The 20,614-nt window shown below is 72.1% G+C and carries 16 protein-coding genes and 2 pseudogenes; 11 read left to right on the forward strand and 7 right to left on the reverse strand.

Features of this window, described 5'->3' with window-relative positions; genetic code table 11:
- Window positions 1–10: 10 nt before the first annotated feature.
- The gene (locus OIE51_RS26110) at window positions 11–346 is read left to right on the forward strand and encodes a hypothetical protein (protein WP_326600330.1); all 336 of its coding nucleotides are present in this window, start codon (window positions 11–13) and stop codon (window positions 344–346) included.
- On the opposite strand, the gene OIE51_RS26115 is transcribed toward OIE51_RS26110, so the two are convergent.
- Both OIE51_RS26115 and OIE51_RS26120 read right to left on the reverse strand, forming a co-directional pair.
- Window positions 339–1,874 carry a GMC family oxidoreductase gene (locus tag OIE51_RS26115; RefSeq protein WP_326595381.1) on the reverse strand — a complete coding sequence of 512 codons (1,536 nt, stop codon included), beginning with the start codon at window positions 1,872–1,874 and terminating at the stop codon, window positions 339–341. The genes OIE51_RS26110 and OIE51_RS26115 overlap by 8 nt on opposite strands.
- A gap of 70 nt (window positions 1,875–1,944) precedes the next feature.
- Window positions 1,945–3,414, reverse strand: coding sequence for an aldehyde dehydrogenase family protein (locus OIE51_RS26120; protein WP_326600332.1), 1,470 nt, complete (start codon window positions 3,412–3,414; stop codon window positions 1,945–1,947).
- Between the two features lie 581 nt (window positions 3,415–3,995).
- Here OIE51_RS26120 and OIE51_RS26125 point away from each other — a divergent pair.
- Entirely contained in the window at window positions 3,996–5,573 is a 1,578-nt protein-coding gene (locus tag OIE51_RS26125; RefSeq protein ID WP_326600333.1) for an APC family permease, read from the forward strand.
- A gap of 514 nt (window positions 5,574–6,087) precedes the next feature.
- Here the strand turns inward: OIE51_RS26125 and OIE51_RS26130 are convergent.
- On the reverse strand, window positions 6,088–6,690 hold the full coding sequence (locus OIE51_RS26130; RefSeq protein ID WP_326600335.1) for a TetR/AcrR family transcriptional regulator: 603 nt from the start codon (window positions 6,688–6,690) through the stop codon (window positions 6,088–6,090).
- Between the two features lie 645 nt (window positions 6,691–7,335).
- Here OIE51_RS26130 and OIE51_RS26135 point away from each other — a divergent pair.
- The 4 genes and pseudogenes from OIE51_RS26135 to OIE51_RS27065 all read left to right on the forward strand — a co-directional run.
- A pseudogene (locus OIE51_RS26135) lies at window positions 7,336–7,725 on the forward strand (cation-translocating P-type ATPase C-terminal domain-containing protein); the annotation flags it as partial.
- Between the two features lie 143 nt (window positions 7,726–7,868).
- Entirely contained in the window at window positions 7,869–8,084 is a 216-nt protein-coding gene (locus OIE51_RS26140) for a cation transporting ATPase C-terminal domain-containing protein (RefSeq protein ID WP_326600336.1), read from the forward strand.
- A 122-nt stretch (window positions 8,085–8,206) separates the two neighbouring features.
- Window positions 8,207–8,650, forward strand: a complete 444-nt coding sequence (locus OIE51_RS26145) for a CBS domain-containing protein (RefSeq protein ID WP_326600338.1) — start codon at window positions 8,207–8,209, stop codon at window positions 8,648–8,650.
- A gap of 117 nt (window positions 8,651–8,767) precedes the next feature.
- Window positions 8,768–9,277: pseudogene (locus OIE51_RS27065) on the forward strand (GNAT family N-acetyltransferase); the annotation flags it as partial.
- Between the two features lie 56 nt (window positions 9,278–9,333).
- Here OIE51_RS27065 and fdhF read toward each other — a convergent pair.
- Both fdhF and OIE51_RS26155 read right to left on the reverse strand, forming a co-directional pair.
- Window positions 9,334–12,099: a formate dehydrogenase subunit alpha gene (fdhF, locus tag OIE51_RS26150; RefSeq protein ID WP_326600340.1), complete on the reverse strand. Its 2,766-nt coding sequence runs from the start codon at window positions 12,097–12,099 to the stop codon at window positions 9,334–9,336.
- Window positions 12,096–13,802, reverse strand: coding sequence for an NAD(P)H-dependent oxidoreductase subunit E (locus OIE51_RS26155; RefSeq protein WP_326600341.1), 1,707 nt, complete (start codon window positions 13,800–13,802; stop codon window positions 12,096–12,098). Before OIE51_RS26155 ends, fdhF begins: the two co-directional genes overlap by 4 nt.
- A gap of 164 nt (window positions 13,803–13,966) precedes the next feature.
- Between OIE51_RS26155 and OIE51_RS26160 the strand changes: the two genes are divergently transcribed.
- The 3 genes from OIE51_RS26160 to OIE51_RS26170 are packed head-to-tail and all read left to right on the forward strand — an operon-like array spanning window position 13,967 to window position 17,035.
- Window positions 13,967–14,620, forward strand: coding sequence for a helix-turn-helix domain-containing protein (locus OIE51_RS26160; protein WP_326600342.1), 654 nt, complete (start codon window positions 13,967–13,969; stop codon window positions 14,618–14,620).
- A gap of 37 nt (window positions 14,621–14,657) precedes the next feature.
- Window positions 14,658–16,007 (forward strand): nicotinate phosphoribosyltransferase, encoded by a 1,350-nt coding sequence (locus OIE51_RS26165; RefSeq protein WP_326600343.1) that lies wholly within the window; start codon window positions 14,658–14,660, stop codon window positions 16,005–16,007.
- Between the two features lie 29 nt (window positions 16,008–16,036).
- Window positions 16,037–17,035, forward strand: a complete 999-nt coding sequence (locus tag OIE51_RS26170; RefSeq protein WP_326600344.1) for an Acg family FMN-binding oxidoreductase — start codon at window positions 16,037–16,039, stop codon at window positions 17,033–17,035.
- Window positions 17,036–17,089: 54 nt separating this feature from the next.
- On the opposite strand, the gene OIE51_RS26175 is transcribed toward OIE51_RS26170, so the two are convergent.
- Entirely contained in the window at window positions 17,090–17,353 is a 264-nt protein-coding gene (locus OIE51_RS26175; RefSeq protein WP_326600345.1) for an SHOCT domain-containing protein, read from the reverse strand.
- 713 nt (window positions 17,354–18,066) lie between these two features.
- On the reverse strand, window positions 18,067–18,480 hold the full coding sequence (locus OIE51_RS26180; RefSeq protein WP_326600346.1) for a CoA-binding protein: 414 nt from the start codon (window positions 18,478–18,480) through the stop codon (window positions 18,067–18,069).
- A gap of 250 nt (window positions 18,481–18,730) precedes the next feature.
- Here OIE51_RS26180 and OIE51_RS26185 point away from each other — a divergent pair, with 250 nt between their 5' ends.
- Together OIE51_RS26185 and OIE51_RS26190 are read left to right on the forward strand one after the other, a co-directional pair.
- A complete protein-coding gene (locus OIE51_RS26185) occupies window positions 18,731–19,402 on the forward strand; it encodes a YigZ family protein (RefSeq protein WP_326600347.1) in 672 nt (223 codons plus the stop codon).
- Between the two features lie 79 nt (window positions 19,403–19,481).
- Entirely contained in the window at window positions 19,482–20,594 is a 1,113-nt protein-coding gene (locus OIE51_RS26190; protein ID WP_326600810.1) for an LLM class flavin-dependent oxidoreductase, read from the forward strand.
- Window positions 20,595–20,614 lie beyond the last annotated feature (20 nt).

Below are 20,614 nucleotides of genomic sequence, written 5' to 3' on the forward strand. Positions count from 1 at the left end.
AAAGAAGTCCATGAGCAGCGATGAGAAAAACCTTCCGGGCACCGAGCCGGTGCGGGTCCGCGCCGAGGGAGACATCGACGAGGATGTCCTCGGGTACGCCCGCCGGAAGATCGACGCCCTGGTCAGCCGGCCGGGCACGCCGGGAGTCACCGGCGAGGTGAAGCTCGTCAGGGCCGCCACGCGCCACGCCGGGCACCCGTGGTCCGCGACCGCGGAGGTCCGGATGGGCACCCGGCTGCTCGTCGCCGTCGCCGAGGAGGCCACCTTCCAGGAGACGATCGACAAGCTCCAGGACCGGCTGCGCCGGCAGATGGCCAAGGCTGTTGTGGTGGGTGTTGTCACGTGAGGGTGTCGGTGATGAGGTCGGAGGCGCGTTCGCCGATCATCAGGACGGCGATCATCGGGTTGACGGTGGGCATGGTGGGGAAGATCGAGGCGTCCGCGATGCGGATGTTGCTGGTGCCGCGCAGGCGTAGGTGGGGGTCGACGACGGTGAGGGGGTCGTTGGGGGAGCCCATCCGGCAGGTGCCGGCGGGGTGGTAGACGGTGTGGTGGGCGGCCCGTCCGTATGCCGAGAGTTCTTCGTCGGTCCGCAGGTGGGGGCCGGGGGCGATCTCGCGTGTGATCCAGTCCTTGAACGGCGCGGTGGCGGCTATCTCGCGGGCCAGGCGGAGTCCGTCGACGATGGTTTGCTCGTCGTAGCCCTCGGGGTCGGTGAAGTACCGGAAGTCCAGTGCCGGCTTGACCGATGGGTCGGAGCTGGTGAGCCACATCCGGCCGGTGCTGCGGGGTCGTGGGATGTTCGGGGTCATGCCGAAGCCGTGCTCGGGGACGTCGTAGCCGAGGCGTTCGGTGTGGAGGGTGAACGGGATCTGGTAGAGGTGGAACATGAGGTCCGGTCGGCCGTCGGTGGGTTCGCGGACGACGAAGAGGCCGGCGTCGGCGTCCATCGCGGAGTTGGGTGGCAGTGGCCGGCTGGCTTCCCACAGGATGAGTGACTCCGGGTGGTCCAGCAGGTTCTCGCCGACTCCGGGCACGTCGGCGACCGTGTCGATGCCCAGGTCCCGCAGGTCCTGGGTGCGGCCGATCCCGGAGAGCATGAGCAGTCGTGGTGTGTCGATGGCTCCGGCGCACAGTACGTATTCGTGTCGCGCCCGGATGGTTCGGGTGGTGCCGTCGGTGTGCCGCACGCGTACGCCGGTCGCCTGTCCTTGCGGGTCGACGTCGATTTTGTAGGCCCAGGTGTCGGTGAGCAGGGTGAGGTTGGGCCGGTCGAGATGGGGGTGGAGGTAGGCGACGGAGGCTGAGGAGCGTGTCCCGGTCTCCGGGTCGTAGCTGAGTGTGAAGAATCCTGTCCCGTTGGTGAAGGGCTGGGCGTTGAAGTCGTCGATCACCGGGACGCCGAGCGCGGTCGAGGCCGAGGCTACGAAGGATTGGCTGAGGTCGTTGCGGTGGTGTGGTGCGACCGGGGTGAGGTTGAGTTCGAGCCGGTGGAAGTAGGGGAGCATGGTCCCGTAGTCCCAGCCGGTGGCGCCGGCCTTCTCCCAGTCCGCGAAGTCGCCGGGGAGTGGCAGGAAGCTGATCAGTGTGTTGTGGGATGAGCAGCCACCGAGGACTTTGGCCCGGGAGTGGCGGATGTGGGAGTTGCCGCGTGGCTGCGGGGTGGTGCCGTAGTCGTAGTCGAGTTCGGATTCCAGCAGGTTGATCCAGTTGCGCAGATTCAGCACCCGCTCGTCACCGACATCGCTGGGGCCGCCCTCGATGACGCAGACCCGCAGGTCGGGGTTCTGGGTCAGCCGCGAGGCGATGACCGAGCCCGCTGTACCGCCGCCGACGACGACCACGTCGTAGGTCTCGTGGGTGTGCTGAGTCAACGTTTTCTCCTGGTTCCCACTGGTGGTGGTGGCGCCTGCCTGGCGCCGGCCCGGCCGGTCACACGACCGGTCAGCCGGCGAAGTAACGCTGTGGGCTGGGCGCGATGTTGCGGTAGATGTGCTTGGCTTCGCGGTACTCGTCCAGGCCGCGGGGACCGAGTTCCCGGCCGATACCCGACTGTTTGAAGCCGCCCCATTCGGCCTGAGGCAGGTAGGGGTGGTAGTCGTTGATCCACACCGTGCCATGGCGCAGGCGGTTGGCGACCCGCTCCGCCCGTCCGGCGTCCGAGGTCCATACCGCGCCCGCGAGACCGTAGTCGGTGTCGTTGCCGAGGGCGACGGCCTCCTCTTCGGTGCGGAAGCGTTCGGTGGTCAGGACCGGCCCGAAGACCTCCTCCTGCACGATGCGCATGTCACGGCGGCAGTCGGTGAACACGGTGGGGCGGTAGAAGAACCCGGCCTGCAGTTCCGGATCGCTCGGCCGACGTCCCCCGGCGAGCAGCCGGGCGCCCTCCGACAGGCCGAGCTCGACGTAGGACTCGACTCTCTCGCGATGTGCCGCTGAGACCAGCGGGCCGCTCTCGGTCCCCTCCTTCATGCCGTCGCCGAGCCTGATCAACTCGGCGCGGCGGGCCACTTCGGCCACGAAGGCGTCGTGGATGGAATCTTCCACGATCAGTCGCGCGCCGGCCGAGCACACCTGCCCGGCGTGGACGAAGACGGCGGTCAGAGCGTAGTCGACGGCGGTTTCGAAGTCGGCGTCGGCGAAGACGATGTTGGGGTTCTTGCCCCCGAGTTCCAGCGCGATGTTCTTCACGTTGCCGCTGGCCGCCTGCATGATCCACCGCCCGGTGGCCAGCCCGCCGGTGAAGGAGACCATGTCGACCTGGGAACTCTCGACAAGCGGGGCGCCGACGGCCTGGCCCGTTCCGAGAAGCAGGTTGACGACGCCGTCCGGAGCGCCCGCCTCGGCCAGGAGCTCGACGAGCCGGATCGTGGTCAGCGGGGTGACCTCGCTGGGTTTGAGGATGATCGCGTTTCCGGCCGCGAGGGCGGGGGCCACCTTCCATGCGGCTTGGAGGAGCGGGTAGTTCCACGGGGTGATGAGCGCGCAGACCCCGACCGGCTCGTGCACGACACGGCTGATCACGTCGGGCCGCCCGGTGTCCACGACCCGGCTCGGGTCCTTGTTCGCCAGCTCGGCGTAGTACCGGAAGACGGCGATGACGTCGTCGATGTCCACCCGGCTGTCGAGGAGGGTCTTGCCCGTGTCCAGCGTCTCGATGCGGGCGATCTCCTCCTTGTCTCGCGCCAGCAGGTCGGCCGTGCGAAGCAGCACACCCGCCCTGACGCGGGACGGCGCGTACGCCCAGTCCGTCTGGTCGAACGCGCGGCGGGCCGAGGCGATCGCCTCCGCGGCGTCGTCCGGGCCGGCGTCCGCCACCTTGGCGACCAGACTCTGGTCGTAGGGATTGAGTACGTCGAACTCGCGTCCGGTGCGGGACGCCGTCCACCGCCCGTTGATGAACAGGTTAGTCAAGGGAGCCGAGCCTTCCCCGGTAGTTGCGGATGACGGAACACCGTGCTTGTACAGATGTACGCACTATGGGGCGCCGAGGAGTGGCCGTCAAGGGGTCGTCGGACGTTTTCCGCGGCCGGACAGCATCGCGGCGGACGTAGCGACAGGCGCGGCGGGCAGTCCGGGGCTGGGCGTGGTCGACCGGCCGCAACACCGGCTTCAAGCGGCAGGCGCACATCCCCGTTAACGGTCAGCGTCGCCAGTCAACACGAGAAGTTCACTCTATTGACACCTTCGATACACCCTGTTCATACTGTCGAAATCTGTGCACGGTTGCTTATGCAGGTACGTGTTGCACCAAGTGAAACACCGCGGCCCATCTGAGCTGTGGTGGCCGACCGCGACACGAGTTCACGCCATCCGGGTTCTGCTGCCTGGCCAGGCTCCCTTCCGCCGTGGACTCCACGTCTACGGGTCGGACGCACATGTCCCCACGTGGCGCGGGAGAGCGCCTCACACCGCCGGGCGCCCGTCCCGGATGCGCCTTTCCGTGAGATCCCCCGCCGGCTCGCCGGCTGCTCCGTGAACGGACGAGAGGACTTATGAGACCCACACCGACCCCGGACTCTGACGGCGTCGCCGACTTCGGATACGCCCCGACCCTCGATCGCAGTATCGGCAAATTCGCCAGTTTCGCCGCCGGCGTCAGTTACATCTCCATACTCACCGGCGTCTTCCAGCTTTTCTATTTCGGCTTCGGTGCCGCGGGGCCCGCCTACGCCTGGTCGTGGCCGCTGGTCTTCGCCGGCCAGCTGATGGTGGCGCTGTGCTTCGCCGAGCTGGCCAGCCGCTACCCGGTCGCCGGATCGGTCTACAACTGGGCCAAGAAGCTGTCGTCCGCCACGACATCGTGGCTGGCCGGCTGGCTGCTGCTGATCTCCTCCATCTGTACGTTGGGTGCGGTGGCCCTCGCCCTCCAGATCACCCTGCCGCAGCTCTGGGACGGCTTCCAGTTCGTCGGCGACGGCACCGGCACCTACGACTTCTCGATCAACGCCGTCATTCTGGGCGGGCTGCTCATCGTGGTCACCACGCTCATCAACGCCTTCGGCGTGAGACTCACCGCGCTCATCAACAGCGTCGGAGTCTTCGTCGAACTCGCCGCGGCCGTCCTTCTCATCGTCGCGCTCGCCTGGCACACCCAGCGCGGGCCTGAGGCGCTGCTGGACACGCAGGGCCTGGGCCACGGCCACGAGCTCGGCTACTTCGGGGTCTTCCTCGTGGCCTCCATCGCCTCGACCTATGTGATGTACGGGTTCGACACCGCCAGCTCCATGGGCGAGGAGACGGTGGACCCCAAGCGCACGGCGCCGCGCGCGGTCATCCGGGCCGTGACGGCCTCATTCATCCTGGGCGGCCTGATTCTGCTGTTCGGCATCCTCGCGGCACCGGACCTGAACGACCCGAAGATCGGGTCAGCCGACGGCGGCCTGCAATACATCGTGCTCTCGGTGCTGGGCGGCCCCATGGGCAAGCTCATCCTGGTCTGCATCGTCGTCGCCATCATCGTGTGCGCCCTGGCCGTCCACACCGCGGCCATCCGCATGATGTTCGCCATGGCCCGGGACAACAACCTGCCCTTCAGCTCCTGGCTCGGAAAGGTCCACCCCACCCGGAAGTCGCCCACCAACGCCGCCATCGTCATCGGCGTCCTGGCGATCGCCCTGCTCCTGGTGAACATCAAGGAGCCCGCGATCTTCACGGTCCTGTCCAGCATCAGCATCGTGCTCATCTACGGCTCCTACCTCCTGGTCACCGTGCCGCTGCTCCGCAGTCGGCTGCGCAAGCGGTGGCCTCTGGCGGACGCCGCCGCCAAGAGCGAGTTCTCCCTGGGCCGGTGGGGGCTGCCGGTCAACATCGTCGCCGTGCTCTGGGGGGCCGTCGTGATCGTCAACCTCATCTGGCCCCGCAACGAGATCTACAACTCCGCGCCTCCCTACCACTGGTACCTCAAGTGGGGCGGCGTCCTCTTCGTCGGCGCGGTGACCGTCATCGGCCTGCTGCTTTACCGACTGAGGATCCGCCACCGCACCGGCATCCTGCCGGAACACGCGCTGGCCGCCCCCGCCACAGGACCAGGGGAGTCGGCCGAGCCCGCCGCTGTCACCGGCGATCACTAGGGCGCATATCGAGTCGTGACCGAAGGATGGTCCGCTGAGATCCTTGATCCACATCATCCAGATGCGAAGGTGAAGGCCGGCGAGGTAGCTGCGGGGGCTTGTCACCGCGGTGGCGGTGCCTCGCCCTGCCCTCAGTTCGCCGATCTGCCGCTCAACGGCCTTCCGTTCCTCGCGGAGATTCGGCATCGTGGCTGACGCGCCGGCCACCCTGGCCGCCTTCTTCCTCCGGCGGTTGGCGACGTGATCCTTCTCGTCCACGACAAGTGCCTCGATGACAAGGAGGCATTGCCTCCGGCAACCGCCCGCCGCGGGGCGGCCGACAGCCCGCGGCGCGTCTCCCCACCTTCTCGGACCTGGGGGTGCACCGCGGGCTGCCGGCGGCCTGTCCCGCCGTGGACGCCTGTCGCCCTCGGCTCTCGCGCGGCCTCCGGCCTCGCCGCCATGCGCGGACTGCGGTGACGAGAGCCGCTCATGGCTTCGGCTCGATCAGCCATGTCCGTGACCCGCTCTGAGTTCACGGCCGGTTCGGGCGGCCGGAATGTGCTGCCGGACCATCGATGGCACGGCGGAAGAGCGCCTCGACCTCGCTGTACGACGGTGAGGGGTCGGCTATGACGACCTGCATGACCAGGCCGCAGAACAGGCCGGCCAGCAGCCGGCCGGTGATCAGGTCCGTGCGCGAACCGAACAGCTCGATCAACGCCTGGTCCCACGCCATGCTCGCCGTGCGCAACCGCGGCCGGTGCAGCGCCGCGACATACAGGTCGTACTCGACAACGGTGTTCGGCTGCTGGTCCCGCAGGTATCCCATCACCAGTTCGGCCAGCGCGACCGCGAACTCGGCATCCGGGGGAAGGGCTTGCTCCCATTCCCGCAGGCGGCGGACGTTGTCCTCGGCGGCCTGGCGCAGGGCCACGTCCAGCAGATCGTCGAGAGTCTGGAAGTGGTAGGTCGTCGACCCGAGCGGAACCCCAGCCGCGGCGGCCACGGCACGGTGCGTGAGCCCCTCGATCCCTCGCTCGGCGACCACCTCGATGGCCGCCTGCGCGATGCGCGTACGCCGGTCCGGATCGTTGGGACGCATCCGCCGGGACCCGGTGCCCTGTCGCGTCGCCATCACTCCCCCATCCTGCTCACCGACGTCGTTTCGTCTGCACCCTATTTTACGAACGCACCACACTGCTCAACCGCATCGCCGACCCGCTGCGACGCGACAGCGAAGACCTCGCGCGCACCGGAAGCCTCGACGCCGGCACGTCGCTCACCGAAGGCCGCACCGACGTCGATGACGTCAGAGCCGTCTTGCCAGTACTACGCCCCTGGACCCACTACCGGTGATTCGGGTGTCTTTCCGGGTGTGGGTCTGGCCTGGGTCGGGCCGACCAGTGTCACGGTGGGGGCGGGCGGCCGTGGCGGGTGGTGGTGCTCGGAGCGTGTGAGGCCGCCGACAGCACCGCGCTGTTGGCCACCGGCCACGACCGGTCCGCACCACCGGCCCGCGCCGCCCGTCACAGATCAAGACCCTTGATGCCACGGTCGGCCGCTCTCCTCCGCGCAGCACCGTACGAAGGTCGAGCACAGAGCGCCGACGCCCTCACGCTGGGCCATGGACGTGGTCCGTCGGACGAGAGCACGGCGCTCGGGCTCAACGGAGCTGCGGGACCCGGAGCGGCTCTCGGCGGGTCTGGCCGGGGATGTCTCCCCAGCGCGGCCCCGGCCAAGTGGACGGAACCGCGGTCGGAGTCGGTTCGGCTCCGACGTCATGCCCGCGCTCGCCCTCGGCACCGAGCCACCCGAGCCGGATGTGATGGACCGGCCGCCCCGTTCCCGGCGGGAGCCGCTGTTCTCCGGCACGGTCGTGCGGCGCTTCCTGTTCCTCGGCTCCCTGCAGGCGGTCGGGGCCTGCACGGTGTTCTTCTGGCACATCCACGCCTCCGGCATCCCCTTCGACGCCTTCACCTCCGACGACCGCGTCTACCGGGAGGCCATCACCCTGACCCAGGCGTCGATCGTGGTCAGCCAGTTCTTCAACGCCCAAGCGGTGCGCACGGAACGGCAGAGCGTCCTCCGGGTGGGCCTGCGGTCCAATCCGCGTCTGCTGGCGGCGGGACTGGTGAGCATCGCCGTCATGGCCGCCATCAGCTACGCGCCGCCGCTCCAGCAGCCCGGGCGCGGGCCTGCGGCTGCGCCCGGGGGACGAGCTGCTGATCGTGTCGCACGCCACGACCGAGCGGGAGATCCACGAGGCGTTCCAGTGACGCACCAGGACCCCGGGCTACCCCGCTCGGGCTGGCGGTGGGCTCCCGGGCCCGTCCGCGCAGCCTGGCCAATCCGCTTCTGCTCGTGGCGGTCGCGGTGGCGCTCGCCCTGCAGTTCGCCGGCATCTTCCTGTCACCCCTGCGGGCCTTGCTGGACACCGAGCCCCTGCCACCGGCGGCCTTCCTGCTGGCCGCCGGGCTCGCCTGCGCCGGGTACGGGGCGATGCGCCTCGCGGCGGGACGGGGTCGGTGAACGGGAAGGGGCCGTCGCTCGCGGGCGGCGCAACGCTGGCCGGTTCCCGCGGTCGGCCTCAGGATGGGACGTACGGGGCGGGCGCCGAATGCCCGCCCGCGGCCGGAGGAGAGGTGCGCCGCATGGACGTCGAGGAGGCGATGGGCCCGCGGAGGACGCGGCCGGCCGGCATCCCGCCGACGGCGTCTCTGCGGGAGGCGGCGCGCTGGATGGACGAGACCGGCGCTTCCGCGCTGCCCGTGGTCGTCGAGGACGAGGTGGTCGGGGTCGTCACCGACCGGGATCTCGCCCTGCACGCGGTGGCCCGCGGGCTGTCGGCGGACAGTCCCGTCGAGACGGTCATGGCCGGGGAGTCGGTGACCGTGGGACCGGATACGGACGTGCCCGTGGCCATCCGGTCCATGCGGTCGGCGGGCGCCCGCCACCTGCCGGTCGCGGACGGCGGCGGAGTCGTCGGCATGGTGTCGTTCGACGACCTGCTGTGGGCTCTGACGCAGGAATTGGTGGACCTGACGACCCCCATCGACGCCGCGCGGCGACGTCGGGACCAGCCACCCGCTCGGTGAGCCGGCGGTCCTGAGGGATCCGCCCGTCATACGGGACGACGGCGATCGGGGCGCGGACATTCCGGCGGTCCCGCCGATGCGGAGTCCTCCGGGCGGCGCCGGTGGCCGCCCCGGAGGATGCTGGGACCCGGGGGCGGCCGACGAACGACGGGTGATCACGCCGTGATCCACACCGAACGCCGCCTGCCGGAGGCGGACGCGCTGCTGACCGACGGCACCAAGGCGCGGGTCCGGACCGTCCGGCCGGACGACCGGGAGCGGTTGGAGCGGCTCTTCGCGGAGATGCCCGACGCGAGCCTGCGCATGCGTTTCTTCGCGGTCAGCCCCGGGGCGGCCCACGAGGCCGCCGCGCGCTGCTGTGCTCCCGCCCCCGGTTTCCTGGCGCTCGTCCCCTCATCGGCGACCGGGCGATCGGCGTGGCGGACTACCGGCGTGGCGGACTACCGGCGCGACGCCCGCCGGGCACCGAGCGCGGAAGTGTCCCTGACGGTCGCGGACGCCTGGCACCACCGTGGGGTGGGCACGCTGCTGATGGAACATCTCGCCCACGCCGCCCGCGACGAAGGGGTCTCCGTCTTCACCGCCGACGCCCTGGCCGACAACCACGCCGTGCTGAAGGTGTTCTCCGATCTGGGGCTGCCCGTGTCGCGGCGCCCATCACCGTCGCCTTCCCGTCCGCGCCGTCATCGTTGTTCCTCCCTCAGCACACCACCGTCTTCGGCGCCCCGCGAGGCGAACGGGGCCGGTTTCCCGGCGTCGGGGGCGGCGTCCGCCGCAGCGGTCACCCGCACGGCGGTCACCTTGTACTCGGGGCACGAGGTCACCGTGTCGGCATGGCCGGACGTCAGGCTGTTCACGCCATGGGCGGGGAAGTGGAAGGAGCAGAACACCTCGCCGGGCGAGGTGTCGTCGGTGAGGCGCGCGGTGAGCCGGGCGCGGCCGTGGTGGCTGGTCACCTCCACGGGCGTGCCGTCGGCGATCCCCAGTCGGACGGCGTCGTCCGGGTGCAGATCCAGAAAGTCCTCCGGGGCGATGACCAGATTGTCGCCACGCCGGGTCATGCTGCCGGAGTTGTAGTGGGCCCAGCGGCGGCCGGTGGTCATCAGGAGGGGATAGTCGTCGTCCGGCTCCTCACCGGGCGGCAAGTACGGGACGGCCGCCAGGTGGGCCCGGCCGTCGGGAGTGGCGAAGCGCCGGGTGTAGAGCTTGGCCTCGGGCGGGCCACCGGGGTCGCGACAGGGCCAGGGCAGTGCCCCTTCGCGGTCCAGCCGCTCGTGCGAGATGCCGGCGAAGAGAGGGGCGACGCGGGCGCACTCGGCCAGGGCGGCGGCGGGCGTCCGGCAGCGCAGGTCCGTTCCCAGCAGGTCGGCGACGGCCAGGACGGTGTCGAAGTCGCTCCGGGTGCCGTCCGGCGGCGCCGCGGCAGGGCGCACGCGCTGGAACCGCCGGTCGAAGTTGACGAATGTGCCGTTCTTCTCCAGCCAGGAGGTGACCGGCAGGACGATGTCGGCGTGGCGGGCGGCCTCCGAGAGGAACAGTTCGTTGCAGATCACCAGGGGGCATCGCGCCAGGGCCTCGCGGACCTGGTTCGTGTCGGGGTCGGTGGCCATCACGTCCTCGCCGATGACCCACAGGGCCCGCAGTCGTCCTTCGCGCGCCGCCGCGAACATCTCCGGGATGCGCAGGCCGGGGCGGTCCGGCACGGGCGCGCCCCACTCCGCCTCGGCACGCGCCCGGGCAGCGGGGTCGCCGACCTTCTGGTACCCGGGCAGGAAGTCCGGTAGCGCGCCCATGTCGGAGGCGCCCTGGACGTTGTTCTGGCCGCGCAGCGGATTCACCCCGAAGCCCCGGTCGGTGCCGATGGCCCCCCGGAGGATCGCGAGGTTCGCCAGGGCGCGCACCCCATCGGTGCCGTGCAAGTGCTCCGTGACGCCGAGGCCGTACAGGATCGCGGGGCGCCGCGCCCCGCCGTAGAGCCGGGCCGCGGCGATCAGGTCCGCCTCGGGAACGCCGGTGACGTCGGCCACCCGGCCCGGGGGGTAGTCGGCGAGCAGGCGGGACAGCTCCGGCAGGCCGGCGGCCCGCTCGCGCAGGAAGTCCTCGTCCGCCAGCCCTTCGGCGAGCAGGACGTGGGCCAGCCCGTGGAACAGCGCGACGTTGGTGCCCGGACGGGGACGCAGGTGTACGTCGGCGTGCCGGGCGAGTCCGACGTGCCGCGGGTCGGCGACGACCAGGCGGGCACCGCCCAGCGCCTGCCGCAGCAGCCGGGCCCCCACGACAGGGTGCGCCTCGACGGGATTGGCCCCGACCACGAGCAGGCAGTCGGCCCCGGCCACGTCGTCGAAGCTGTCCGTGCCGCCGGGCAGCCCGAAGGACGCCGTCAGTCCCGAGGCGGACGGGGAGTGGCACAGCCGGGAGCAGTTGTCGACGCTGTTGGTGCCGATCACCACCCGCAGGAACTTCTGGATCAGGTAGTTGTCCTCGTTGGTGGCGCGAGCCGAGGACACCACGGCGACCGACTCCGGCCCGCCAGCCGCGACGGCCTCCCGCAGGCCGTCGGCCACCCGGCGCAGCGCCTCCTCCCACCCGGCGGGCTCCAGCTGGCCGTCCCGGCGCAGCAGCGGCCCGGTCAGCCGTTCGCCGGAGCGGAGGAAGCCATGGGCGAAACGGCCCTTCACACACGCGTGTCCCCGGTTGACAGGCCCCTCCCGGTCCGGCAGCACCGCGCGGATCTCGCCGGCGGCTGTGACGACGTCGAGGGAGCAGCCGACGCCGCAGTACCCGCAGGTGGTGCGCGTGACTCCCGTGACGGGCCGGGTGACCGACGTGAGCCCGGCCCCCGGGCCCGGCTGGGTGATCGCCCCCGTGGGGCAGGTGTCGACGCAGCCGCCGCAGGCCACGCAGTCGGACTCGGCCCACGAGCCGCCGGTCCCCGGCGCCACCACCGTCTCGGAGCCCCGGCCGGCCAGGGTTAGCGCGAAGGTGCCCTGCACCTCGGCGCACATCCGCACGCACCGGCCGCAGGCGATGCACAGGTCACGGTCCAGCCGCACGTACGGGTGCGAATCGTCGCGTCCCAGGCCGCCCGGTCCCTGGGCGGTCTCGGCGGGGACGCCCAGCGACCGGCAGGCACGGGCCAACTCGCTGTCCGTCGCCGCCAGGGCCCGGGGCGGCAGGATGGAGGCGATCAGCGCGACCGCGTCGCGCCGCAGCGAGCGCAGTTCCTCCTCGTCGGTCGTCACCCGGGCGCCGGCCACGGCCGGGGTCACGCAGGAGGCGACCACCTTGCCGTCGGCGCGCACCAGGCAGGCGCGGCAGGAGCCCGCTGGGCTCATCCGGTCGTCGTGGCACAACGCGGGCAGCTCCACCCCCGCCGCCCCGGCCGCCGCCAGCAGGGAAGCCTCCTCGGGCACCGCCACCGGCAGGCCGTCGACGGTGAGACGGATCACCGCGGCCACCCCGGCAGCCGGTCGCCGTAGGCACGGGCCAGGGTGCGCACCGCAGGCGGGATCCGGCGGCCGAAGGCGCACAGACTGGCCTCGGCCAGCAGCCGCAGCATCCGCCCGTAGTCCTCGTCCGGCGGGCCGCCCGCGGCGGCGATTTCCAGCCCCCGGCGTGAGCCGACCCGGCACGGGGAGCAGGCGCCGCAGCTCTCCGCCGCCGCGAACTCCCACACATGGCGCAGTACCGCCGCGGGCTCCACCCGGTCGTCCAGGGCCACCAGGCCGGCGTGCCCGAGGGCCGCTCCGCGTCCGGCCAGCGCCACCTCGGTCAGCGGCACGTCCAGGCGGTCACCGGCCAGGAAGCCTCCCAGGGGCCCGCCGACCTGCACCACGGCGGGCCGGGCGCCGTCCTTCAGGCCACCGCCCAGCCCGGTGACGATCCGTTCCAGCGGGGTGCCCAGCTCCACCTCGTAGCACCCCGGCCGGGCGAACCGTTCGGACAGGCAGACCAGTTTGGTCCCGCTCTCGTCGGGTGTCCCGCGGCGGGCGTACGCCTCCCCGCCCCGCCGCACGATCCAGGGCAGGGCGGCCAGCGTCTCGACGTTGTGCACCACCGTCGGCGCGTCCCACACGCCGCGCTGGGTGGGGTATGGCGGCCGGGGCCGGGCGCACCCCCGGGCGCCCTCCAGGCCGGCGATCAGCGCCGTCTCCTCTCCGGCTACATAGGACCCCGCGCCCGCCACGACGCCGATGTCCAGCCGGGTGGACGTCCCGTGCACGGCGGGGCCGAGATGCCCGGCGGCGTACGCGTCGTCGAGCGCCTCGCGCAGCCTGGCCAGGGCCCGCGGGTACTCCGAGCGCACCAGCACGACGCCGCGCGCGGCGCCGCAGGCGAAGCAGGCCAGGGCAAGGCCCTCCAGCACCCGTCCGGGGTCCGCCTCCATCAGCAGCCGGTCGGCGAACGATCCCGGGTCTCCCTCGTCCCCGTTCGCGACGACCACGGCGTCCAGGGCACCCCCGGTGGATCCCCACTTCGCGGCCACGGGAAAGCCGGCTCCGCCCCGGCCGCGCAGCCCCGACGCGGCCACCTCGGCCAGCACCCCGTCGCGCGTCCCTGACGTCACGACCCCCGGCCAGACCTGCCAGGGCCGCTCACCGCCCAGCACCCCACCGAGGAGCACCGGGTCACCGGTGGCGTCCGCGGCCGGGATCTCGGGGGCCCGCGCGGGTTCACGGCCGGCGAGCTGGGCGGGCAGGGAGGCGCCGGCGCACGGCGTGTCGCCGTCCAGCGCGGCCGGACCCGCGTAGCAGAACCCCAGGCAGCGAACCGTCTGCAGGGACACGGAGCCGTCGTCGCGCACGTGGTCGGCCGTCACCCCGAGGATCTCCTCGACCTGCTGGAGATGGCCTCCACCGGTGACGGAGAAGCAGGCCGTGGCGGAACAGACCCGGACATGCCGCCGCCCGCGGGGCGTTGCCAGATCCGCGTAGTACGAGGCGGGGCCCAGCCCCGCCGCGCCGGGCAGGCCCGAGTCGGCCGCGACGCGGGGGGCCCACGCGCCGGGCGGTTCCCGCGTCGGCCGGCGCGCCGCGGCCAGCGCGTCGACGAGCCGTTCGCCGGGCCGGTCGCCCCGCCCGGCCAGGGCACGGAAGGCGTCGAAGCGGGCGGCGGAAGCGGGCCCCGGGCCAGGGGAGGGCGGAGTGGTCATGGCCTCATCGTCGGGGTCGGCCCACCGCGGCGCACTCCGGACACCCGCCCGCCGTGGCGAACGGGGTCGGGCCGCCGCGGGCGACCGGGTCGCCCGAGCAAGTCAGCAGGATGACAATGTCCTGATACGGGAGTTTTTGTCGGGGGAGGGAGGAGACGTTCGGTATGACGACGGCCTCAGGCGGACGCGGAGATCTCGGTCGGCGGGCGGCACTGCGGCGTCGCCAGCTCGGGCTCAGCCAGGAGGAGGTGGCCGCCCGGGCCGGGATGGCGCCCGCCTACGTCCGCTACCTCGAAGAGCAGTCCGTCACTCCGGGAGTCGGCTCGCTGCTCCGGCTCGCCGGCGCACTGGAGACCTCGGCCGCCGCGCTGCGCGGGGAGGGCACGGATCTGCCGCCCGGCCTCGGCAGGGAGGCCCGCCACCCCGAACTGCTGGAGATGGACCCCGGGGAATGCCGCTCCCGGCTTGCCACCCACGGGGTGGGCCGGATCGCGGTGTGCGAGGACGGAGCACCCGCCGTCCTGCCGGTCAACTACAGCGTCGTCGACGGCACCGTCGCGTTCCGCACCGCGCCCGGCAGCGTCCCCGACCGGGCCGCCGGGCAGCGGGTCGCCTTCGAGGTGGACCACATCGACGAGGCGCTCAGCCAGGGCTGGAGTGTGCTTCTCGTCGGCACTGCCCGGCGCGTCACGGACCCGGCGACCGTCCGGCACCTGGGTGCGCGGGCCCACAGCGGCCCCTGGGCCGGCGGGGACCGTCCCCAGTGGCTGTGCATCGACGCGGAGCGTGTCACCGGACGCCGCGTCCGGACCCCCTGAGCGGCGCCGGGCGGCACCGGCGGAACAGGAGACGGCCATGTCCGACGCGACCACCACCGACCTGTACGAGGTCACCATGGCACTGTCGTATCTCCGCGAGGGGATGACGGGCCCCGCCACCTTCAGCCTCTTCGTCCGCCACGCGCCGCCGAACCGGGGTTTCCTGGTGGCCGCCGGCCTGGAGTCGGCACTGGACCACCTGTCCCGCCTGCGGGTGACCGCCGGGGACACGGCGGCGTTCGCCGCCGCGCTGCACCGGCCCCATGAGGACCTCGTTCCCCTGCTGGACATGAGCTTCACCGGCGACGTGTGGGCGGTCCCCGAAGGCAGGATCGTGCATCCGGGGGAGCCCCTGCTGGAGGTGACGGCGCCCCTGCCCCAGGCCCAGTTCGTCGAGACCAGCCTGCTGAACCTGGTCAGCCACCAGACCGCGGTGGCGTCCAAGGCGGCGCGGTGCGTCATCGCCGCCGGCGGCCGCCCGGTAGTGGACTTCTCGCTGCGCCGCACTCACGGCCTGGACGCCGGCGCCCAGGCGGCGCGCCTGGGCGGCCTGGTCGGTTTCACCGCCACCAGCAACGTCGCCGCGGCCACCGCGTACGGGCTGGCGGCCACCGGCACCATGGCCCACTCCTATGTCGAGGCATTCCCCGACGAGGAGAGCGCCTTCCACGCCTTCGCCCGCACCCACCCCGGCCCGGTGACGTTCCTGGTCGACACTTATGACACCGAGGCGGGGACGGCCACGGCCGCCCGTGTCCTGCGTCGGCTCGGCCGGGGGCCCGGCTGCGGCATCCGCCTCGACAGCGGCGATCTCGGCGACCTGGCCGTCCGCTGTCGCCGCATCCTGGACGACGCCGGGCTGCCCGAGGTCCGGATCGTCGCCAGCGGCGGCCTGGACGAGTACGCCATCGACGACCTGGTCCGGGCCCAAGCCCCCCTCGATGTCTTCGCCGTCGGCACCAAGGTCGGCGTCTCGGCCGACGCGCCCTATCTGGACTCCGCCTACAAACTGGTGGCTCACGACGGCGTCCCGGTGATGAAGCTGTCGACCGCGAAGGTGACCTCCCCCGGTCCCAAACAGGTATGGCGCCGCCGCGGAATCGACGACACCGTCGGCGTCCGGGACGAGGACCCGCCCCCGCGAGGGGAGCCCCTCCTGCGACAGGTCATGGCGAGGGGGCGGCGCACCGCGGACCCGGACACCCTGGAGAACGCCCGTCGGCGCTTCACGGCCGACCTGGCGGAACTCCCGCCGCCGGCCCGGCGGATCCGCGGCCCCGTGCCCCCGGGCGTCATGACCTCCGCCCGGCTCGCCCGCCTCACCGAGCGCGTGCGGCGCCACCGTATCGAGCACGACCTCGGGACCAGCCCGTCGACGGTCCGATGAGGCCGCATCCCAGGCAGGAGACAACGACTATGGAACGCCCCGAGCCCGACGCCGCCACCCTGGAGAAGATCGTCTCCGCCGCCATCGCCGCCCCGTCCATCCACAACACCCAGCCCTGGCGCTTCCGCGGCGACGCCCGCGCCGGGACGGTTCTCCTCGAAGCCGTCCCCGAACGGCGCCTGACCCACACCGACCCCGCCGGGCGCGCCCTGCACCTGTCCGCCGGCGCCGCGCTGTTCAACCTGCGCGTCGCCGCAGCCCACTTCGGCTGGCACCTGGCCCTGCGGCTTCTCCCCGACCCGGCGACCCCGGGGCTGCTCGCCGCCCTCCAGGTGACCGGAACGCCCGGCCACGGCGCGGCGGAACCGGCCCAGCCACCGGAGCACGACCTGTACGACGCCGTGTGGCACCGGCACAGCAGCCGCTTCCCCTACGCCAATCGCCCCTTGCCGCAGCGCGTCGCCGCCGCCCTCACGGAGGCGGCCCGGTACGAGGGCGCCTCGCTGCGTCTGCCCGACGCCGAGGAGACCCAGCGGCTGCTGCGCATCACGGCGGACGGCGAGTGGCGCAACGCGCACGACCCCGAGCGGCGCGCGGAGAGCCGCGGCTGGCTCCGCGACACCGGCTCGTTCGGACTGCCTCCTACGGCCACCGGTCCGCAGGACGTCTCCGGGCACCTCCCCGTGCGGGACTTCACCGGGGCGCCGCAGATCCTGCCCACCGAGGTCTTCGAGACCAACCCGACCATCGCCGTCCTGTCCACCGCCCACGACCGCCGCGCCGACTGGCTCCACGCCGGCGAGGCCCTCGAACACGCCCTGCTCGTGGCGACGGCGCACTCGGTCCGCACCTCGCTGCTTCACCAGGCCCTCGAATGGCCCGACCTGCGCGCCGCCCTGCGCGATCCCCGCCACGACCCGGGCCCGGTCCAGATGCTGATCCGCCTCGGTTACGGCCCCGCGGGCGAGCCCACCGCCCGTCGACCCGTGCGGCAGGCGTTCCGCGCGTCCCCCCGCTCCACCTGGTAGGAGACCGCCGCGGCCGCCGGGCTCATGCCAGGAGCCGCCGTGGGCGGCCCGTTCTCAGGGCTTGGTGAGGGGACCGCCGTGCAGTGCGTTCAGACGGCGCCGGTACTCCTCCTCGTCGATCTCCCCGCGGGCGAATCGGTCACCGAGGATCTGCTCGGGTGTGGGCGCGGCGGGGGAGTGGGGGTGCTCGTGCGGACGGCTGAGGGCGCGGAAGAGCAGAATGGCGCCGGTGATGATCAGTGCCCAGAAAAGGATCATGCTGGTTGTCATCGCGAACCAGCCCCATCCGCTGACGTCGTGGTTGTACCAGAACATCATCGCTACTCACCCGCTTCCGCAGACCGGCGCGGACCGGAGGCCCGGCGTCCGTGGGGACTCCCGTCTCCAGCGTGCATCATCTCCGGGCCGCGTGCGCCGGGGGCGGGGCCGGATGGTCCTGGCCCGTGGGCTGTTCGGCCCCGCTGGATCCGGGTACCCGAGCGCACGGCCCAGGGCGAGGGCACAGGACGAGCCACGAGGAAGGCGAGCCGTGCACGGGTGCTCAGGATGTCGGGAGCCCATGCCCCGCGCGCGCGGGGCATGGGAGTTTCGCGGCGGATCCACCGGGCTTGCCGAGGCGCGGGCTGCGGCACGGAGCGGCCGGGGGTCGTGTCCGGTGACCACTGTCGTCTTCCAGCTTGAGGACGACCCCGCACGGGGACTGTTCTCCCTTCGGTCGGGTACCTGGTCGCTGGCCGCCGCGGTCCCTTCCGGGCGCGAGCTGAATCAACGCGCGCGGGGGCTCCGCCCGCTGTGCTCTGCGGCTGTCGGCGGTGCGGCACGTCACCCCCTCGGGCAATCCCCTCAGACTATGTGGAGCCAGTCATCACCCTGGAGTGGCCCCGGCCGCGGCCCGAACCGGACTCGACCCGGGGCCACTCGTCTCGACAAGTCGGGGCTCCGGCCGATGAGTCGACCGAAGCCGACGGCGCGCCCCAGGGGCTGGCCGCGGGCTGGAGACCGGGAAGAGTCGTGACGGGGATCGCGCGTGACTACGCGTAACCGAGGGAGTTGAGTTCGATCGCCGCGCAGCGGTCCATCACCATGTCGACGCCCGCCGCGCGGGTGCGGGTGTACGCCTGCTCGTCGATCACGTCGAGCTGGAACCAGACGGCCTTCGCGCCGATGGCGACGGCCTCGTCGGCGACCGGGCCTGCCAGGGCGCTGTTCACGAAGACGTCCACGACGTCGACCGGGAACGGGATGTCGGCCAGCGACGGGTACCCCTGCTCGCCGTGGACCGTCTCGGCCTTGGGGTGCACCGGTACCACGCGCTTGCCGAAGCGTTGCAGGACGCCCGCGACGCCGTACGCCGCGCGCTGCCGGTTCGACGACAGGCCCACGACCGCCCAGGTGTCCCCGGACTCCGTGAGGATCTTGCGGATCGTCTTCGGATCGCCGTACATGTCCTGCCTCCTGCCGGAACGGAACCGATCAAATCATCGTGGCACAACCGGTTCCGTCCGCCGGGGATTCCCTCACCCGAGGCGTTGGGCCGAGGAGCCGTCGCAGCGCTGAAGGATCAGTCGCCGCTGACCCAGGTGTTGTCCGTGCACACCTCGTGGCCGTGGCAGAGTCCCCCGCGCCCCAACCGTTCCGACGGGCGTCCGTTCCGATGGGCGTCCGTTCCGACGGGCGTCCGCCTAGGATGGCTCGATGCGCGAGGGGTATCTGACCGTGGCCGGCGAGGGTGAGCATGAGACCGAGGTCAGCCGGTCGCGCTTCATCTGCTCGCTCGCCCCGGCCGCCACCGAGGCGGAGGCCGAGGCGTTCATCGCCCGCGTCCGCGCCCGGCGGCCGGACGCCACTCACCACTGCTTCGCGTACGTGATCGGCGCCGACGCGGGCGTCCAGCGCGGTGGGGACGACGGCGAGCCGGGCGGTACGGCCGGGCCGCCGATGCTCCAGATGCTGCTGCGCCGGGAGGTGCGATACGCGGTCGCGGTGGTTACCCGGTACTTCGGCGGCACGAAGCTCGGCGCCGGCGGTCTGATCCGGGCCTACGGCGGCGCCGTAGGCGCGGCGCTGGACGCGCTGGGCACCGTGGCCCGCCGTCGGCTGCGCGTCGCGCTGATCACCGCCGATCACGGGCGGGCCGGTCGGCTGGAGAACGACCTGCGCGCCACCGGGCGCGCGGTGCGGGCGGTCACCTACGGCGCCGAGGTCATTTTTGAGGTCGGGCTGCCGGAGGCCGACGTGGAGGCGTTCCGGCACTGGCTGGCCGGGGCCACGGCGGGCGCGGCCCGGCTGGAGCTGGGCGGCGAGACGTACGACGGCACGGAACGGCCGGCACGGAACGGGCGGCGCGGAGAGAACGGCACGGCGTGAACCGCCCGGAATAGCGGGACCGGGGAGGGCGTTGAGCGGCTATAGTTGAACAGTCAACTAAATGGGTGAGGTGGACATCATGCAGTTCGGGATCTTCACGGTCGGCGACGTCACGACCGATCCGACGACCGGCACGACGCCCGGCGAGCACGAGCGCATCAAGGCCATGGTCGCCATCGCGCTCAAGGCCGAGGAGGTCGGCCTGGACGTCTTCGCCACCGGCGAGCACCACAACCCGCCGTTCGTCCCCTCCTCGCCCACCACGATGCTCGGCTTCATCGCGGCCCGCACCGAGCGGCTCATCCTGTCCACGTCCACCACCCTGATCACCACGAACGACCCGGTGAAGATCGCGGAGGACTTCGCGATGCTCCAGCACCTGGCCGAGGGGCGCGTCGACGTCATGATGGGGCGCGGCAACACCGGCCCGGTCTACCCCTGGTTCGGCCAGGACATCCGTCAGGGCATCCCGCTCGCCATCGAGAACTACGCGCTGCTGCACCGGTTGTGGCGCGAGGACGTCGTGGACTGGGAGGGCCGCTTCCGCACCCCGCTCCAGGGCTTCACCGCCACCCCGCGCCCGCTCGACGGCGTGCCGCCGTTCGTCTGGCACGGCTCCATCCGCTCCCCGGAGATCGCCGAGCAGGCCGCCTACTACGGCGACGGCTTCTTCGCCAACAACATCTTCTGGCCCAAGGAGCACTTCCAGCGCCTGATCGAGCTCTACCGCGAGCGGTACGCGCACTACGGCCACGGCACCGCCGAACAGGCGATCGTCGGGCTCGGCGGCCACATCTTCATGCGGAAGAACTCCCAGGACGCCGTCCGTGAGTTCCGCCCCTACTTCGACAACGCCCCCGTCTACGGCCACGGTCCGTCGTTGGAGGACTTCGCCGACCAGACACCGCTGACCGTCGGCAGCCCGCAGGAGGTCATCGAGAAGACCCTCACCTTCCGCGCGAGCTTCGGCGACTATCAGCGGCAGTTGTTCCTGGTGGACCACGCGGGCCTGCCGCTGAAGACCGTCCTGGAACAGCTCGACATCCTCGGCGAGGAGGTCCTGCCCGTGCTGCGCCGGGAGTTCGCCGCCGCCCGGCCCGCCGAGGTGCCGGACGGTCCCACCCACGCGGCGCGCGTCGCGGCGGCGGAGGCCACGGCCGCCGAGCGGGGCACGTCCGTCCCGACCACCTGACCCCCGACGAGAGTGACGGA

The sequence above is a fragment of the Streptomyces sp. NBC_01803 genome (genome assembly GCF_035917415.1).
In the GTDB taxonomy this organism is placed as follows: domain Bacteria; phylum Actinomycetota; class Actinomycetes; order Streptomycetales; family Streptomycetaceae; genus Streptomyces.